This is a genomic window from Coriobacteriia bacterium, from assembly GCA_013336165.1.
Classification (GTDB): domain Bacteria; phylum Actinomycetota; class Coriobacteriia; order Anaerosomatales; family JAAXUF01; genus JAAXUF01.
In genome coordinates this window covers 218,865-235,115 of sequence record JAAXUF010000001.1, presented here as the reverse complement: position 1 = coordinate 235,115, position 16,251 = coordinate 218,865, and the positions used below count along the sequence as shown (strand labels likewise).

Here is a 16,251-nt window from a genome sequence, read left to right as displayed (position 1 = left end):
AGGAGATGTGAGCTACACCCGAGAGAAGATGGGCGAACTGCTTGTTCGACTTGGACTTGTGACAGAGGCGCAGCTCGACTCCGCACTGGTCATGCAGAAGGCCAACGGGGGCAAGATCGGCGAGATCTTGGTACACCAGCTTGTTCTGACGGAGGATCAGATCGCCGAGGCACTCGCTTCACAGAAAGGGCTGCCCCACGTCAATCTGGCTGCGACCGAAATCGACCGAAGCGCCGTTTCTCTCCTGCCGGTTCGAGTGGCACGCCGCCGTAACATCATTCCCATTGGCTTCAATGGCGATCATCTGATCCTAGCCATGTCTGATCCGCTTGATGTGGAGGCTATTGACGAGACCGCCATTCGCACAGGCTATAAGATCGATCCGGTCGTCGCCTCATCCACGCAAGTGCTTTACGCGATCGAAAAATACAGCATGTCCTCTGACGTCATGCAGGAGTTCGGGGCGGCCGACGTCGCGGAAGAGGAGTCCGATGAGGGGGAGGGCATCGTCGTCGAAGGCGACGTCCCGGTTGTCAGGATCGTCAATCAATTGATTCGCGAAGCGGTTATGGACAACGCGAGCGACATCCATTTTGAGCCCCAGGAACACCAACTCAGAATTCGGTACCGTATTGACGGTGTCCTGCAGGATGTGGCGAATCTTCCCAAGTCGACTCAAGCGGGAATTCTCAGCCGAGTCAAGGTCATGGCCGACATGGACATCACCGAGCGCCGGCGTCCGCAGGACGGCCGAATCGCGCTCAAAATGGACGAAATGACGCTCGACATGCGCGTCGCAACCCTACCGACGCCCAACGGCGAGGGCATCGTCATCCGAGTACTCAACAGCGGGGTATCGTTTCATCAGCTCGACGACCTCGGCCTATCGACGCACAATCGTCCGATTCTCGAGCGCATGCTCGCCCGGCCCTATGGCGCCATTCTGATCGCCGGTCCGACCGGTTCCGGCAAGACGACGACGCTCTACGCCTCTCTCAATTACGTGAACCTGCCGACGCGCAAGATAGTCACGGTTGAAGACCCTATCGAGTACCGGATGGAGGGCCTTACGCAGGTGGCCGTCAACACGCGTATAGGTCTCACGTTCGCTGCCGGGCTGCGCACGATCCTCAGGTTCGACCCCGATGTGGTCATGGTGGGCGAGGTGCGCGACGCGGAAACCGCATCGATCGCGATTCGCGCAGCTCTGACAGGACACTTGGTGTTGTCGTCGATCCACACCAACGACGCGCCCTCGGCCCTGACGCGTTTGAACGATATGGGGGTCGAGTCGTATGTGACCTCATCGGCACTGATCGGTTCAATCGCGCAGCGCCTCGTGCGCGTGCTGTGCCCACACTGTAAGAAGCCGGTCAAAGCGAGTTGGGACGAACTGGTGGCTGTCGGATTCGATAACGATGAGGCTCGCAGCGTTCAGGCGTATGGCCCGGTCGGGTGCGAACAGTGCCGCAAGACGGGCTACAAAGGTCGTCAGGCTGTCTTTGAGATCATGGAGATGGACGAAGACCTCACACGTCTCTTCATCAAGAACGCGCCCTCTGAGGAGTTGCGTGAACTCGCTATCTCCAAGGGCATGCGCACACTTCGCCGAGACGCCCTCGACAAGGTGGCCGAAGGCATCACGAGTCTCGAAGAAGTCGCGAGGGTCGTGGCCTAGCATGGTGGCGATGCGGGCCGCGCGCGCTATCGTCCTGGTTCTCGACAGTGTGGGGGCGGGCGCTCTGCCGGACGCTGATGCGTACGGCGATAGCGGCTCGAACACGCTCTCGAACACCGCTCGCGCCGTGGGCGGCCTCACGTTGCCCAATCTGGAAGCGATGGGGCTGGGCAACGTGACCGAGATTCTCGGCGTGCCCGCGGTGGAGTCTCCGCGAGCTTCGTGGGGCCGGTGTGCCGAGGAGTCGGCCGGCAAGGACACCACGACCGGCCATTGGGAGATGATGGGTCTGCGCCTGGAGACCCCGTTCCCGACGTACCCGGACGGCTTTCCGCCAGAGGTGATGGATGCGTTCACGCGCGAGACCGGCTTGGGGTGGCTCGGCAACTGCGCTGCCAGCGGTACCGAGATTATCCAGCGACTGGGTGCACAGCACGTCGCGACGGGCAAGCCGATTGTCTACACGAGCGCTGACAGCGTGTTTCAGATCGCCGCGCACGAGGACGTGATTCCGGTCGCCGAGCTCTATCGCATCTGCGTTGTGGCGCGCGAGCGCGTCTTGGTCGGCGAACACGCGGTCGGGCGCGTGATCGCGCGGCCGTTTACCGGTCCTGATGCCAGTGGCGCGTTCGTGCGCACACATCGGCGGCGCGACTTCGCACTGCCGCCGACGGGTCCCACCGTTCTGGATCGGCTTGCGGAGGCGGGAATCGCGACACATGGCGTGGGCAAGATCGGCGAAATCTTCGCATGGCGAGGTGTGTGCGACTCACCACATGTGACGGACAACATGGATGCGTTCGACAAGCTGGTTGAGCTGGTGGGCGGGTCGGCACCCGGCTTCGTGTTCGCGAACCTTGTCGACTTCGATATGGTCTGGGGCCACCGGAACGACGCCCACGGCTATGCTCGCGGGCTCGAGGAGTTGGATGCGCGGATGCCGGAGTTGCTCGGCGCCATGACCGATGGCGATCTGCTGGTCGTGACAGCCGACCACGGCTGTGACCCCACTACGCCGTCGACCGACCACAGCCGTGAGTATGCACCGCTGCTCGCGTGCGTGAAGGGCGCCACGCGCGGCGTCGATCTCGGCGTGCGGGCGACGTTCTCCGACATCGGCGCAACGGTGGCGGAGTTCTATGGGCTTGCGAACTCTGGGCTGCGCGGAACATCGTTTCTGACTCCGCTGCAGGGAGTGTGATCCTGATGGACGCATCTTTCGAGGAGCTGATCGAACGCAAGCGCGACGGCGGCGAGCACTCTGCCGAAGAGATCGCGGCGATAGTTGCCGGATTCGTTGCCGGCGACGTTCCCGACTACCAGATGTCCGCGTGGCTGATGGCGGTGCTGCTGCGCGGGCTCTCACGGCCTGAGACGATCGCCATGACCGATGCCATGGTGCGATCCGGACGGCGCGTGGACCTCTCGGCGATTCCCGGGGTGAAGGTCGACAAGCACTCCACGGGCGGAGTCGCCGACACCACCACGCTCGTGCTCGCTCCTCTGGTTGCGTCGTGCGGCGTGCCGGTCGCCAAGATGAGTGGCCGCGGCTTAAGCTTCACCGGAGGGACGCTGGACAAGCTGGAATCCGTTCCGGGGTTGCGCACGGCGCTCTCGGTCGAAGAGATGATCGCGCAGGTACGGCGCATTGGCGTGGCCGTGGTCGCACAGACCGCCGACATTGACCCGGCCGACCGCCTCATCTACGCGCTGCGCGACGTGACCGGAACGGTGCCGTCGATACCTCTCATCGTGAGTTCCATCGTCTCGAAGAAGATTGCGGGCGGGGCCGACGCGATCCTGGTGGACGTGAAAGTCGGCTCGGGCGCGTTCATGAAGACGCGCAAGGACGCCCTCTGCCTGGCCGAAGAGCTGACGGCCGTCGGTACGGCCTTGGGCAGGCGGATCGAGTGCGTGCTTTCCGACATGGATGCACCGCTCGGCATGGCGGTGGGTAACGCCATCGAGGTCGCCGAGGCGATCCGCACTCTGCGCGGCGAGGGTCCGGCGGAGCTGACGGAGCTGTGCCTGGCGCTGGGTTCTCGGCTGCTGGTGATGGGCGAGGTCGCAGCCGATGAGGGCGCCGCACGCGCGATGTTGATCGACGCGATCGCTTCAGGACGCGCGATCGAGCGCTTCCGGCTGTGGGTCGAAGCGCAGGGCGGTGACCCTCGCGTCGCCGAGGATCCTTCGCTGCTGCCGCAAGCGGCCTTCATGCGCGAGGTGCGAGTTGAGACGGCCGGCCGGGTGACTCGGCTCGATGCCGAGCAGATCGGCCGGGCAGCTGCTGCACTTGGCGCCGGGCGGCAGCGCATCGGCGATACGGTTGATCCGGCTGCAGGTCTCGTGCTTGATGTGCGAGTGGGAGACCGCATCGTTGCGGGAAGTGTCGTCGGGCGCTTGTATGCTTCGGAAGAATCGCTTCTCGATGCGGCTGAGAAGCGATTTCGTGAGGCTGTGCGTGTGGGAGCTGCATAGGTAGGGACACATGGCACGCGAGGACAGCAGGGGCGATCTGACCGGGTGGGGCGCAACACCGTCCGAGGCGTTCTCGGCTATACTTGCGCGAGCCCGCGATGACCGTCTTGACGGTCGCGCTGTTGGCAGACAAGCCGAACTCGCGAACCTTCAGACGGCTCGCGTTGCGCGCGGGGCTCTTGCGCCCCTGAAAGGATATTGAGTGAATATCAGCCCGGTGACCATCGTTTGGCTTGTACTCCTCATACCGTCGATCACATTCCATGAATTCATGCATGGCTATGCGGCCTATCGGCTGGGCGATCTCACCGCCAAGAACGCAGGACGTTTGACGATGAATCCAATCGCGTCGATCGATCCGTTTGGATCCATTGTGTTGCCGCTGATAGGTTTCATCTTCGGTGGATTCATCTTCGGCTATGCGAAGCCCGTGCCCTACAATCCGCGCTACTTCAAGAATCTGCGCAAGGGTGAATTGATAGTTGGCCTTGCTGGGCCTGCGGCCAACCTGGCGCTTGCCCTCGCTGGCGCCCTCCTGGCGTGGGCCTCGCTTCTCCTTTCGGGGTCGCTCGCTGACGGAGTCAGACTCGTCGGAGTTGTGCTTGCGTACGCGAACCTCGTGTTGATGTTCTTCAATCTCATTCCGATTCCTCCACTGGACGGATCGAGCATCGTGCCGGTCTTCCTGCCAAATCGGGCGCTAAAGGGTTGGTACCAGTTGCAGCGGTACTCGTTCGCGATTCTGATCGTTTTGATCTTCCTCCTGCCCTCGCTTGTACCCGGGCTGGATCCCTTCGGCTGGTACTTCGATCACACCGTGGTTCCGATCTTGAACGCGATACTGCCCTAGCCAAGACGGTATGATGCTCACGTGTCCCCGTCGTCCGCACGTATAGGAGGTCTTTCCGCACCATGACCAAGAAGCGCACCCTGACCGGATACCGCCCGACCGGCAAGCTTCACCTTGGGCACTGGTTCGGCAACCTCCAGAACATGCTTCAGATGCAGCACGACTATGACGCCTACTACTTCATCGCCGATTGGCACGCACTGACCACGCTGTGGGCCGACCCGAGCGAGATCCGCGCGTTCACCGAAGAGATGGTGCTTGACTGGTGCGCTGCCGGCCTCGACCCCGACGTCTCCACGATCTACCGCCAGAGCGATGTGCCTGAAGTCGCCGAGCTCACCCTGTACTTCACCATGGTCACGCCGATGGCGTGGCTTGAGCGCGTTCCCAGCTACAAGGAGCAGCGCGATCAGATCTCCGACAAGGATCTGGGCAATGTGGGGTTCTTCTTGTATCCGGAGATGCAGGCAGCCGACATAACCATCGTGCTTGCCGACGCCGTGCCCGTGGGGGAGGACCAACTCCCGCATCTCGAGCTGACACGCGAGATTGTGCGGAGATTTAATAACACGTATGGCACCTACCTGGTCGAGCCCAAATCGATCATCGCCAAGGAAGGCGCCCGCGTACCGGGAACCGACGGCCGGAAGATGTCAAAGAGCTACGGAAACTCGATCTTCCTGTCTGACCCGCCCGAGGAGTTGCGCGCCAAAGCCATGTCGTTCATGACCGATCCCGCGCGACGCCTGAAGACCGATCCGGGCGACCCCGACATCTGCCCGCTGCATCAGGTGCACAAGCTGATCGGCGATGCGGATGCCATCTCTGAGTTCGACCGTTGTTGCCGCGTCGCCGAGTGCGGTTGCGTGCAGCACAAGCGCGCATTCGCCGAGGACCTCGTGAGTTACCTCGCCGACTTTCAGAAGCGCAGAGCCGAGTTGGCCGCGATTCCCGGGTTTGCCGATGAAGTGCTTGCAAAGGGTGCCAAGCGGGCCCGTCCGATCACTGCGGAGGTCGTGGCGACGTGTCGCGAACTCGTGGGCGTCTCGGCACGCACAGCGCTTTCTGCTGGGATTGAGAAGCCCGTCAGCGGCAAAGCCGCATCCAACGCTGCGGTCGCGGATTCGGATGCGTAATACCGTCTCTCGGCTCCGGAAGGCGAGTGCTTAGAGCGTGGGCTACGTAGTAAGAACAGACGTCTTCGAAGGACCGTTCGATCTGCTACTGCACCTTGTCTCCCGCCAGAAGCTCGATGTGAACACGATCTCCGTTTCGACGGTGGCCGATCAGTACCTCGAGTACATCGACCGCATGCAGGACCTCGATCTTGATGTCGCGAGCGACTTCTTGCTCGTCGCGGCCACATTGCTGGAGATCAAGGCTGCGTCGCTTCTTCCTAAGGAGGAAGCCTATTTCGGCGATGAACTCGATGATCTCTCGCCGGACGAGGCGCGCGACATCCTCGTGGCCCGCCTGCTCGCCTACAAGCAGTTCAAGAACGCAGCCGCAGAGCTGTCCGCGCGCATGGAGTCCGAGGACAAGATGCACCCGAGGCAATCCGGGCTGGAGCAGGGTTTCCTGGGGCTGATGCCGGACTACCTCGAAGGCATCACTCTCCGAGGCCTCGCCGTCATTTGCGCCGATCTTGCGAACCGGAAAGAAACCTTTCTGCTGGAAGCCGAGCATGTCGCCTCGATGCCGGTGTCGCTCGAACTGCATGCAGAAAGCGTGCACCGCCAACTCGTTCGCAACGGCTCTGCGCGTTTCAGTGAGCTGCTCGGCGAGAATGCAACACCGGAAATCGTCGTCGTCACGCTGCTGGCTATCCTTGAGCTCTACAAACGCGGGATGGCCGATGTGAGCCAGGACGACCTGTTCGGCGACATCATGATCACGCACCTGGACGACGAAGAGGCTGCCCGCCGCAGCCTGAAGGACCCGGAGGATCTTCGATGAATGAGAATGCATCACTTCGCGGCGCACTTGAGGCGCTGCTGTTCGTCTCCGACGAGCCGGTATCGGCGGTTCGCCTGTCGAAGGTGCTCGACGCCTCGCCGGGTGACGTCGACGAGGCGCTATCGAACCTCGCCGAGGAGTACCGCGAAGCGGAGCGCGGCTTTCAGCTGCGCGAGGTCGCTGGCGGCTGGAGACTGTACACACATCCGGGCTTCCACGACGTCATCGAGGCGTATGTGCTGTCGTGGGACACACGCAAGCTGTCGCAGGCGGCGCTCGAGGCGCTCGCTGTAGTCGCGTATCATCAGCCTGTTTCCCGGCAGGGCGTCAACGCCATCCGCGGGGTGAACAGCGAAGCCGTTATCTCGTCGCTCGTCGAGAAGGGCCTCGTGCGCGAAGTCGCTCGCGACAAGAACTCGGGCAACGCAATCCTCTACGGAACCACCCGCACGTTCCTCGAGAAGTTTGGACTGAAGGATCTCTCCGGTCTGCCCCCATTAGACGAGTTCGCTCCGGATCCGACGACTCAGCAAGCCATCCGCGATCGGCTCTCCAGCGGACAGGCTGGAATGCCGGAATCCGAGTACGCCGATGACGAAATGCTCGAGACCATTGACTGACGAAGGCGCAAACGAAGAGCGCGTGGTTCCCATGCGCCTGCAGAAGTTCCTTGCGCGGGCCGGTGTGGCGTCTCGGCGCGGCAGTGAAGACTTCATGACCGGCGGCCGAGTGTGCGTCAACGGCGTCGTCGTGACTGAGCTCGGCGCGAAAGTCGACCCCTCTACAGACGTGGTCACGCTCGATGGGGTGCCCGTCTCCATTGCCGATGAAGCGGTGTACATTGCGCTGTACAAGCCCGCCGGTGTCATGACGACGATGAGTGATCCGCAGGGGCGCACCACCGTGACATCGTTCGTGCCTGTTCGCGAGCATCCGGGGCTGTTCCCGGTGGGACGCCTCGACTTCGAGACCACCGGTCTTTTGCTGTTCACGACCGACGGCGAACTGGCGCACCGCGTCCTTCATCCGCGTTGGCATGTCGAGAAAGTCTACCGTGCCGAGGTCGACGGGCGCATCACCGCAGCCGAGCTCGGTCGCTTGCGCGAGGGCGTGTTGCTTGACGACGGCATGACGGCGCCTGCGCAGGTGCGAGCACTGCGCGTGGGAGCAACCAGCTACTGCGAGATCACGATCAGCGAAGGGCGCAAGAGGCAGGTCCGTCGTATGTTCTCATCGGTCGGCCACCCGGTGATCGAACTGACCAGAGTGAGCTTCGGGCCGATCACGCTGGATTCGCTCGGCAAAGGAAAGTGGCGCTACCTGACGGCCAAAGAGGTCGCCGAGCTCAAGGCGGCGGTCGACATGGGCGAGGTTGGATAGCAATGGCGCTTGTCGTCTTCACCGGAGGAGCGCGAAGCGGGAAATCTCGCGCTGCTCAGCGGCTGGCCGAGACCCGCGCTCTCGATGGAACACGAGTAGTGGTCGCGGTGTTCGGTCGCGAGGAGCCGCTCGATGCCGAATTCGCCGAGCGCGTCGCGCGCCATCGTGCGAGCCGGCCCGCCGGGTTCGAGACGCTCGAGTCTCGCTCCGCCGAGGGGTGGATGGCGCAGGTGCCTTCAGACGCGCTGCTGGTGGTCGACTGCCTGGGCACGCTGCTCGGGCTTGCGATGGAGACGGCGTGGGAGGCCTGCACGGGTGGCGAGGTGCTGGCGGACGCAGGTGAGACTGCTCCCGCGGGCCTTGAGGCGGCGCTGGATCGGGCATTCGAGCCGACGCTCACGTGGCTGCTGTCGCGTATAGGGGACACGATCGTGGTGACCAACGAGGTTGGCGGCGGCGTCGTTCCCGCGTACCTCAGCGGACGGATCTTTCGCGATGCGCTGGGGCGTGCCAACCGCAGGATAGTGGATCGCGCCGAATCGGCGTACTTGTGTGTGGCGGGTCGACTGGTTGACTTGAGCGTGCTGCCGCAGACGGCGCCATGGCCTGAGGACTGACACACTTCTCCTTTGCGAACCAACGAAAGGAACTTCGTGAGTTTCTCTCACACCTTTGAGAATCAGCTTGCCGAGGTTATCGCCTCGGTCATGGTGACGGATCCAGCCGCCGAGACCCGTGCACGGGAACGTCTTGACAGTCTCGCCAAGCCTCCTCGCTCGCTTGGACGTCTTGAGCGGATTGCCGCACAGGTCGCACGCATCCAGAACACCGACCGGCCGAGCGTCGCGAAGAAGACGATTCTGCTCATGGCAGGCGATCATGGCGTTGTCGCCGAGGGGGTCGCTCCCTACCCGCAGGACGTCACCTGGCAGATGGTCGCGAACTTCATCGGTGGCGGCGCGGCGATCAATCAGATCGCCCAGACTGTCGGCGCGCAGGTCGAGGTCTTCGACGTCGGCGTGGTGCGCGACCTCGCCGATACCCCCGGCATCCGTCACACCAACGTCGCGCATGGCACTGCGAACATGGCGGCCGGTCCGGCCATGACGCGTGAAGAGTGCGCGCAGGCGATGCTCGTCGGCGTTGAAGCGGTCCGCGAAGCTGCGGAGCAAGGTTTCACGCTCATCGGCACCGGTGAGATGGGGATCGGCAACTCGACTGCAGCCGCGGCGCTGACCGCCGCATTCACCGGGATGGCGCCGGAAGCGGTCGTCGGGCGCGGTACGGGGCTTGACGATACAGGTGTCGCGCACAAAGCGTCGGTCGTCCGGCGAGCACTCGAAGTCAACGGTATCGGTACTCTGGACACGCTTGGCGTGCTCGCCGCGGTTGGGGGCCTTGAGATCGCAGCCCTGGCCGGAGTCGTGCTCGGCGCTGCCGAGGAGGGCGTGGCCGTCGTGAGCGACGGTTTCATCGCGAGCTCGGCGACGCTTGCGGCCGTTGCGCTGTGTCCCGCCGCGCGCGACTACGTGTTCCCGTCACATCTTTCGGCCGAGCCCGGGCATCGCGCGGTGCTGGATCATCTCGAATTGACCCCTGTGTTCGATCTGGACATGCGACTGGGTGAGGGAACCGGCGCTGCGCTCGCGATGGGCGTGATCGATGCTGCTTGCAGGATGATGTCGGGCATGGCCACGTTCGCAGAGGCCGGCGTAGACGAGGCTTAAAGGAGTAGGACGCGAATGGCGACTGAGCATCCTCTGCGCGATGCGGGTTTGGCGCTGTCGTTGCTGACGGCCATTCCGACGCGCGCAGGTTGGCCGGAGGACGGGCGAGTGCAGAGCGCGGCGTGGTTCCCGGCCGTCGGATTGTTGCTCGGCATCGCAGGGTACGGCGCTGCGAAGCTAGCCGCGCTCGCCGGTGGAGCGCTGCGCGCCCCCCTTGTTGTCGCTGGCTGCATCGTTGTGGCGTGGGCGCTGGTTACGCGCCTCTTACACTGGGACGGCCTGGCCGATGTTGCCGACGGTTTTTGGGGTTCGCACGATACGGCTCGCCGTCTGGAGATCATGTCAGACAGCCACACGGGCGCCTTTGGGGCAACCGTGCTCTCGCTGACGGCGATCCTGCAAGTCGCCGCGATTGCCGCGATCCTCTCGGCGTCTCATGAATCGGTTCTGATCGTCGTTCCGGCGTTCGCGCGGTTCTCGGCGACGATGGCCGCATGGCTCGGCAAGCCTGCGCGCCCAGGCGGGCTGGGGCGCTCGGTGATGGGCGCTCCTACGCCGCTTTCGCTCGCTATCGTGGGGCTCACGGTCGCGATAGCGTTCGCGGTCCTGTGGTTCGGCTTCGGCGTGACGGGTGCCGTTCTCGGCGGACTTGGGATGCTCCTGGCTCTCGCAATCCCGCATGTCCTTTCGGAGCGTTTCGGCGGCGTCACGGGCGATGTCATGGGCGCGAGCGTCCTGCTCACCGAGACAGTGCTGCTTGTCGCTTTCGTGCTGGCGGTGGTGTAAAGCCATGGCCGATACCACCATCCTCATCATCCGACATCCCGAGACCGAAGCCAACGTGGCCGGCCGGTTTGTGGGCCGCGGTACCTCTCCGTTCACAGCGGAAGGGGAGCTGCAGGCACGCCGTCTGTCGGCTGTCATCGCCAGGTTTGCACCCGCCTCCGTGTGGTCGTCTCCTCTGGAACGCGCGCTGGTGGTGGCATCGGATGCCGCGAAGCTGACCGGCGTGCCGTTGCGCCGCGACGATCGTCTGATGGAGATCGACTTCGGCCTCGCCGAGGGAAAGACGTATGCCGAGATCGAAGCAGCCGGCTTGAAGTTCAACTATCGGTCGATGGACGAACCGGTGGCACCGGAAGGGGAGTCACGACACTCGCTGGGGCGGCGTGTGGCATCGATCGCGACCGAGTTGGTGGAGAATGGAAACCGCGTGGCAATAGTCACCCACGCGGGCGTATTCCGTGTGCTTCTCGTGCAGTTGCTCGGACTCTGTGCCGACGACATCTGGGCGTTTCAGATACATAACGCCCAAGTTGCCACGGTCCGGATCATTGACGGACACGGCATGCTCGTCGAATTCGTGCGGGCATAGGATCGAGCGCCACGGCGGATACGGTTGCCTCCTCGTCGCTGACCTGCGACAATCGTCCGCACCACGTACCCACCGGCACGGCGTACGGACGGAAGGACTCATGATGGACTGGGACGCGCTCATACGACCGGAACTCACGCCGATGACGCCGTACGCTCCCGGCCTGCGCGCGAGTGAAGTGCGCGAGCGATCCGGCTGCGATGTGATCCACAAACTCTCCAGCAATGAGAACCCTTATGGCCCGGTGCCGCGCGCCATCGAAGGCATGCGCGCCGTGCTCCCTCACCTGAACCGTTACCCCGAAGGCGGTTCGCGCGCCCTCAAAGGCCGTCTCGCCGAGCATCTCGGCGTCGATGAGCGCTATCTCGTGACCGGCTCCGGCAGCAACGAGCTTTTGCGTATCATCGCGCAGTGCGTTTTGCGCCCCGGCGACGAGTGCGTCTTCGCGTGGCCGAGCTTCGTCGTCTATCCGATGTCGACTCAGCTCATGGGTGCTACGGCAGTGATGGTTCCCCTTACCGACGGTGAGACTCACGACCTTCCCGCCATGCTCGCGGCGATCACCGAGCGCACGAAGCTCGTCTTCCTCTGCAACCCCAACAACCCGACAGGCACAATCTACTCGCGAACTGCGTTTGAGGACTTCCTTGCGAAGGTGCCGGAGCATGTGCTGGTGGTCGTCGACGAGGCCTACTTCGAATACGCGACCTCTCCCGAGATGCCCAACGGGCTCAACTACTTCGACGGCACGCGTCCTATCGCCGTCTTGCGCACGTTCTCGAAGATTTACTCGCTTGCGGGCGCGCGCGTCGGTTACGGCGTGCTGCCGGAGCCGCTCGTCGCTGCAGTCGAGAAGGTCCGCGAGCCGTTCAACTTGAACACCGTCGCGCAGATTGCTGCGTACTACTCGCTCGATGACGTGGCCGAAGTCGAACGCCGCAGGCGCGAAAATCAGGAACAGAAGACGTACCTGTATTCGTGCTTCGATCGGCTCGGCGTTGCGTACGTGCCGTCGGAAACGAACTTCGTCTATGTCCTGACGGAGAAGCCGGTCGAAGTATTTGAGGCGCTCCTTGCCGAAGGCGTGATCGTTCGCGACTTCGGTACGTCGCAGGCATTGCGGGTCGGTATCGGGACCCCAGGCGACACGGACGCCACCGTCGCGGCTTTTGAAGCCACCGTCGCGAAGCTTGGCTCGATCTAGGGAAGCACCCTTTCAAGCGGGCTTTGCGGCGGAATGCAAACGACCGCTTAACAACGCGAAGCGACAGGGGTGAGCACATGCTGGTAGTCATGAGGGACCATGCGTCCCAGATGTCCATAGATCACGTAGTCGAGCTCTTGCACGAAGCCGGTGCCGAGGCGCATCTGTCTCAGGGCCAAATCAAGACCATTATTGGAGTCATCGGTCCGCGCGAGGTCATCTACACGCTCGATCTTGAGGGTCTACCCGAGGTCGAGGAAGTCATCAGGGTCCTCAAGCCGTACAAGCTCGTGACCCGCGATTTCCAACCCGAGGACACCGTCATCCGGATCGGCCGCGCGACAGTCGGCGGCGGTGCATTCGCGATGATCGCCGGACCCTGCTCGATCGAGTCCGAGGAGCAGATGATGTCGGCCGCTCGTGAAGTCGCCGCGGCCGGAGCTACGATGCTGCGCGGCGGCGCGTACAAGCCGCGATCGAGCCCGTACGCGTTCCAGGGTATGGGCCTTGAGGGCCTCAAACTCCTGCGTGCGGCCGGCGACATGGTGAACCTGCCGGTTGTCACCGAGGTACTCGACGTGCGCGACGCCGAGACGGTCGGCGAGTGGGCCGACGTGCTCCAGGTCGGCGCCCGCAACATGCAAAACTTCATGATGCTTGAGGAACTGGGCAAGATGAACCGGCCGGTGCTGCTCAAGCGGGGACTTTCGGCGACGATTGAAGAGACGCTTTCTGCCGCCGAATACGTGCTCAAGGGTGGTAACCGCGACGTAATGGTGTGTGAGCGCGGCATCCGCACGTTCGAGACCTACACGCGCAATACGCTCGATCTTGCGGCGGTGGCGGCGTTCAAGACGCTTACGCACCTGCCTGTGATCGTGGACCCGTCGCACTCCACAGGCCGCCGAGACCTTATCGTGCCGATGACGCGCGCCTCGGTTGTTGCGGGCGCAGACGGCGTGATGGTCGAGGTTCACCCGGACCCTGAACGCGCACGCTGCGACGGGCCGCAGTCCTTGAAGCCGGCGGACTTCACCGAGCTGATGAAGCGGGTCACGCCGCTCGTGGCTCTGGAAGGCAAACACATGGGAGTCGACGAATGAGCGTCGGAGGCTTTTCTCGCATCGCTGTCATCGGCGTCGGGTTGATCGGCGGGTCGCTCGCGGCGGCGCTCAAGCGGCTGCCGGATGCGCCGCGTGTGGTCGGCATCGACTCGGATACGGCGGCGCTTCGCTACGCCGTCGAGCACGGCATCGTGGATGAGGGCGCACCAGCGGACGATCCCCGGGTTGCCGAGTGGCTCGGCGCCGAGGGCGTCGATCTTGTGGTGCTGGCCACGCCCGCACAGTACGTGCGCGAGTGGCTTCGGGTGCTGGGCTCGGCGGGGTATCGCGGCGCAGTGACCGACGTCGCCTCCACGAAGGCCGGCGTGCTTGCGGCCGTGCGCGAGGAGCTGGCGGATCCGTCGCAGTTCGTCGGCGGACACCCAATGGCCGGCAGTGAAAGATCCGGCATCACCGCGGCGCGCGCCGACCTCTTCGACGGCGCGTACTGGCTGCTTACGCCCTCGCACAACACCGATCCCGACCTGTTCAGCGCTGTCTACGCGCTCATCGCCGCCATCGGCGCGCGCGTGATCTCGGTCGACGCGGCCGCGCACGACGAGGCTGTCGCGATCGTGAGTCACGTCCCACACGTCACCGCAGCGGCACTGGTCGGTCTCGCGGCGGCTCACTCTGGCGAGCGCGGCGAGCTCATGCGGTTGGCCGCAGGTGGCTTCAAAGACACCACACGCATCGCCGCTGGCAGCGCGGAGTTGTGGACCGGCATCTGCCTCGACAACGCCACCGCACTTGCCGAGGGGATCGAGGAGCTGCGCGAACGGCTCGGCTCGTTTGAGGCGCTTGTGCGCGCTCGTGACGCAGCCGCCATTCGCGAGTGGCTTTCCTCGGCATCGGAAATCCGCAGGTCTTTGCCCAGCCAGTGGGTACCGGCGACTTCCCGGCTCCTCGAACTCGCGGTGCCGATGCTGGACCGCCCCGGTCAGGTCGCCGAGATCACCAGTGCGGTTTCGCGCGTAGGAGGCAACATCGAAGGGATCGACATCGATCACCAGAGTGAAGATACGGCTGTGCTCGTGCTGGTGCTCACCGATGAGGGCGACATGGGTGGTCTGCTTGAGGACCTGATGTCGCGCGGTTACGAGCCACGCCTAACCCCGCTTGAAGCGGCAGGGGAGGACGCATGATCGCGTCATTCGGACCCGGGTCGAACCCTCTGTGCGGCGAAGTGCACGTACCCGGAGACAAGTCGCTGTCGCATCGCGCGGTGTTGTTCTCGGCGATGGCCGAAGGTGTGACGCGGGTGGCGGGCGTGCTTAACTCGGCAGACGTGCGATCCACCATCCGGGCGGTGACTTCGCTTGGCGCTCACGTCATGCTGGAGAGCCAGCCGGATGGGTCGCTCGCCGGCACCATCGAGGGCTGGGGAGAGCGCGGGCCGCAGGCGGACTCGGGCCTTACGATCGACTGTGGAAACAGCGGGACGACTGCGCGCCTACTGATGGGGGTTCTCGCAGGGTGGCCGATGACGGTGACCCTGACCGGTGACGAATCGCTGTCGAAGCGTCCCATGCGTCGAGTCATTCGACCGCTCGAACAGATGGGCGCGACCTTTGAGATGAACTGCGCGGCGTGCGGCGTGAACTGGACGCTTCCGCTGGCGATAAGGGGCAGTGACGCCCTGGAGCCGATCGCATACGAGTCCCCGGTCGCTTCGGCGCAGGTGAAGAGTGCGATTCTTCTCGCGGGACTTCGCGCACATGGCCGTACGAAAGTCGTCGAGCCGAAACAGAGCCGAGACCACACCGAGTTGCTGCTTCCCGTGTTCGGGGTCGACGTCGAGGTGGAGCGGGACACCTGCTCTGCCGCGGTGGAAGGACCGGCGACTCTGCACTCGGCGGGTGAGATCGTAGTGCCCCGCGATCCCTCTTCGGCAGCGTTTCTGACAGTGGCCGCCCTGGTGGTTGCCGGCAGTCATGTCACGCTGCCGGGGGTCTCGCTCAATGAGACGCGCACGGGCTTCCTCCGTGTGCTCGACCGGATGGGTGCCCGGATCGAGGTCGTGCCGTGGCCTCAGACGGGTGCCGAGCGGGTGGGAGAGATCGTAGTGCGGCACACACCGGTGCTTGCTGCGACCACTGTCTGTGCAGGAGAGGTGCCGTTCCTGATCGACGAGGTGCCGATTCTGGCCCTCGTGGCGACTCAGGCGCACGGCGAAACCCGGTTTGAAGGAGTCGGCGAGTTACGCGTGAAGGAGTCCGACCGGCTGGCGGCGATTGTTGACGGGCTGACCGCTCTGGGCGCGGTGGCTTCTGCAGAAGACGATACGCTTATCGTTGTGGGGCCGTCCCGGTTGCGGAGCGCTTCGCTCGATTCCCTGGGCGATCACCGTCTCGCCATGACCTGGGCTGTCGCGGGATTTGTTGCCGACGGAGCGGTCACCGTACAAGACTTCGACGCCGTCTCCGTGAGCTACCCCGATTTTGCTCGTGACATCGCATTACTCCAGGCCGAAGCAGGCACCTGACTCTTCTGCGCGTGA

Annotated in this window: 17 protein-coding genes; all 17 read left to right on the top strand. The window is 63.8% G+C overall.

All coding sequences use genetic code 11. The features are described from left to right. Positions 1-7: 7 nt before the first annotated feature. The 17 genes from tadA to aroA all read left to right on the top strand — a co-directional run bounded on the left by tadA (position 8) and on the right by aroA (position 16,236). On the top strand, positions 8-1,678 hold the full coding sequence (tadA, locus tag HGA39_01180) for a Flp pilus assembly complex ATPase component TadA (protein NTW27969.1): 1,671 nt from the start codon (positions 8-10) through the stop codon (positions 1,676-1,678). A 4-nt stretch (positions 1,679-1,682) separates the two neighbouring features. Further along, the gene (locus HGA39_01175) at positions 1,683-2,879 is read left to right on the top strand and encodes a phosphopentomutase (GenBank protein NTW27968.1); all 1,197 of its coding nucleotides are present in this window, start codon (positions 1,683-1,685) and stop codon (positions 2,877-2,879) included. 5 nt (positions 2,880-2,884) lie between these two features. Further along, positions 2,885-4,156 (top strand): thymidine phosphorylase, encoded by a 1,272-nt coding sequence (locus tag HGA39_01170; GenBank protein NTW27967.1) that lies wholly within the window; start codon positions 2,885-2,887, stop codon positions 4,154-4,156. Between the two features lie 10 nt (positions 4,157-4,166). Continuing rightward, the gene (locus tag HGA39_01165) at positions 4,167-4,358 is read left to right on the top strand and encodes a hypothetical protein (protein ID NTW27966.1); all 192 of its coding nucleotides are present in this window, start codon (positions 4,167-4,169) and stop codon (positions 4,356-4,358) included. Continuing rightward, positions 4,359-5,006 carry a site-2 protease family protein gene (locus HGA39_01160; GenBank protein ID NTW27965.1) on the top strand — a complete coding sequence of 216 codons (648 nt, stop codon included), beginning with the start codon at positions 4,359-4,361 and terminating at the stop codon, positions 5,004-5,006. Positions 5,007-5,068: 62 nt separating this feature from the next. Beyond that, on the top strand, positions 5,069-6,142 hold the full coding sequence (gene trpS, locus HGA39_01155) for a tryptophan--tRNA ligase (protein NTW27964.1): 1,074 nt from the start codon (positions 5,069-5,071) through the stop codon (positions 6,140-6,142). Positions 6,143-6,179: 37 nt separating this feature from the next. Beyond that, the gene (locus HGA39_01150; protein NTW27963.1) at positions 6,180-6,962 is read left to right on the top strand and encodes a segregation/condensation protein A; all 783 of its coding nucleotides are present in this window, start codon (positions 6,180-6,182) and stop codon (positions 6,960-6,962) included. Beyond that, on the top strand, positions 6,959-7,582 hold the full coding sequence (gene scpB / locus HGA39_01145) for an SMC-Scp complex subunit ScpB (protein ID NTW27962.1): 624 nt from the start codon (positions 6,959-6,961) through the stop codon (positions 7,580-7,582). Before HGA39_01150 ends, scpB begins: the two co-directional genes overlap by 4 nt. Then, positions 7,554-8,342 (top strand): rRNA pseudouridine synthase, encoded by a 789-nt coding sequence (locus tag HGA39_01140; GenBank protein NTW27961.1) that lies wholly within the window; start codon positions 7,554-7,556, stop codon positions 8,340-8,342. The genes scpB and HGA39_01140 overlap by 29 nt, the downstream gene beginning before the upstream one ends. A gap of 2 nt (positions 8,343-8,344) precedes the next feature. Next, positions 8,345-8,959 carry an adenosylcobinamide kinase/adenosylcobinamide phosphate guanyltransferase gene (locus HGA39_01135; protein ID NTW27960.1) on the top strand — a complete coding sequence of 205 codons (615 nt, stop codon included), beginning with the start codon at positions 8,345-8,347 and terminating at the stop codon, positions 8,957-8,959. 90 nt (positions 8,960-9,049) lie between these two features. Then, on the top strand, positions 9,050-10,069 hold the full coding sequence (gene cobT, locus HGA39_01130; protein NTW27959.1) for a nicotinate-nucleotide--dimethylbenzimidazole phosphoribosyltransferase: 1,020 nt from the start codon (positions 9,050-9,052) through the stop codon (positions 10,067-10,069). A gap of 15 nt (positions 10,070-10,084) precedes the next feature. Continuing rightward, entirely contained in the window at positions 10,085-10,855 is a 771-nt protein-coding gene (locus HGA39_01125) for an adenosylcobinamide-GDP ribazoletransferase (protein NTW27958.1), read from the top strand. A gap of 4 nt (positions 10,856-10,859) precedes the next feature. Then, the gene (locus HGA39_01120; GenBank protein NTW27957.1) at positions 10,860-11,444 is read left to right on the top strand and encodes a histidine phosphatase family protein; all 585 of its coding nucleotides are present in this window, start codon (positions 10,860-10,862) and stop codon (positions 11,442-11,444) included. Between the two features lie 100 nt (positions 11,445-11,544). Then, complete coding sequence (gene hisC, locus HGA39_01115; protein NTW27956.1) at positions 11,545-12,648, top strand: histidinol-phosphate transaminase; 1,104 nt, start codon at positions 11,545-11,547, stop codon at positions 12,646-12,648. A 77-nt stretch (positions 12,649-12,725) separates the two neighbouring features. Further along, positions 12,726-13,751: a 3-deoxy-7-phosphoheptulonate synthase gene (gene aroF / locus HGA39_01110; protein NTW27955.1), complete on the top strand. Its 1,026-nt coding sequence runs from the start codon at positions 12,726-12,728 to the stop codon at positions 13,749-13,751. After that, on the top strand, positions 13,748-14,896 hold the full coding sequence (locus HGA39_01105; protein ID NTW27954.1) for a prephenate dehydrogenase/arogenate dehydrogenase family protein: 1,149 nt from the start codon (positions 13,748-13,750) through the stop codon (positions 14,894-14,896). The genes aroF and HGA39_01105 overlap by 4 nt, the downstream gene beginning before the upstream one ends. After that, positions 14,893-16,236 (top strand): 3-phosphoshikimate 1-carboxyvinyltransferase, encoded by a 1,344-nt coding sequence (gene aroA / locus HGA39_01100; GenBank protein NTW27953.1) that lies wholly within the window; start codon positions 14,893-14,895, stop codon positions 16,234-16,236. Before HGA39_01105 ends, aroA begins: the two co-directional genes overlap by 4 nt. The last annotated feature ends 15 nt before the right edge of the window (positions 16,237-16,251 follow it).

Bases quoted from the DNA above. Each gene is read 5' to 3' on its own strand.
- HGA39_01170 (NTW27967.1), top strand. From the start codon at position 2,885: ATGGACGCATCTTTCGAGGAGCTGATCGAACGCAAGCGCGACGGCGGC.
- HGA39_01165 (NTW27966.1), top strand. From the start codon at position 4,167: ATGGCACGCGAGGACAGCAGGGGCGATCTGACCGGGTGGGGCGCAACA.
- trpS (NTW27964.1), top strand. From the start codon at position 5,069: ATGACCAAGAAGCGCACCCTGACCGGATACCGCCCGACCGGCAAGCTT.
- scpB (NTW27962.1), top strand. From the start codon at position 6,959: ATGAATGAGAATGCATCACTTCGCGGCGCACTTGAGGCGCTGCTGTTC.
- HGA39_01140 (NTW27961.1), top strand. From the start codon at position 7,554: ATGACGAAATGCTCGAGACCATTGACTGACGAAGGCGCAAACGAAGAG.
- HGA39_01135 (NTW27960.1), top strand. From the start codon at position 8,345: ATGGCGCTTGTCGTCTTCACCGGAGGAGCGCGAAGCGGGAAATCTCGC.
- cobT (NTW27959.1), top strand. From the start codon at position 9,050: ATGGTGACGGATCCAGCCGCCGAGACCCGTGCACGGGAACGTCTTGAC.
- HGA39_01125 (NTW27958.1), top strand. From the start codon at position 10,085: ATGGCGACTGAGCATCCTCTGCGCGATGCGGGTTTGGCGCTGTCGTTG.
- HGA39_01120 (NTW27957.1), top strand. From the start codon at position 10,860: ATGGCCGATACCACCATCCTCATCATCCGACATCCCGAGACCGAAGCC.
- hisC (NTW27956.1), top strand. From the start codon at position 11,545: ATGATGGACTGGGACGCGCTCATACGACCGGAACTCACGCCGATGACG.
- aroF (NTW27955.1), top strand. From the start codon at position 12,726: ATGCTGGTAGTCATGAGGGACCATGCGTCCCAGATGTCCATAGATCAC.
- HGA39_01105 (NTW27954.1), top strand. From the start codon at position 13,748: ATGAGCGTCGGAGGCTTTTCTCGCATCGCTGTCATCGGCGTCGGGTTG.
- aroA (NTW27953.1), top strand. From the start codon at position 14,893: ATGATCGCGTCATTCGGACCCGGGTCGAACCCTCTGTGCGGCGAAGTG.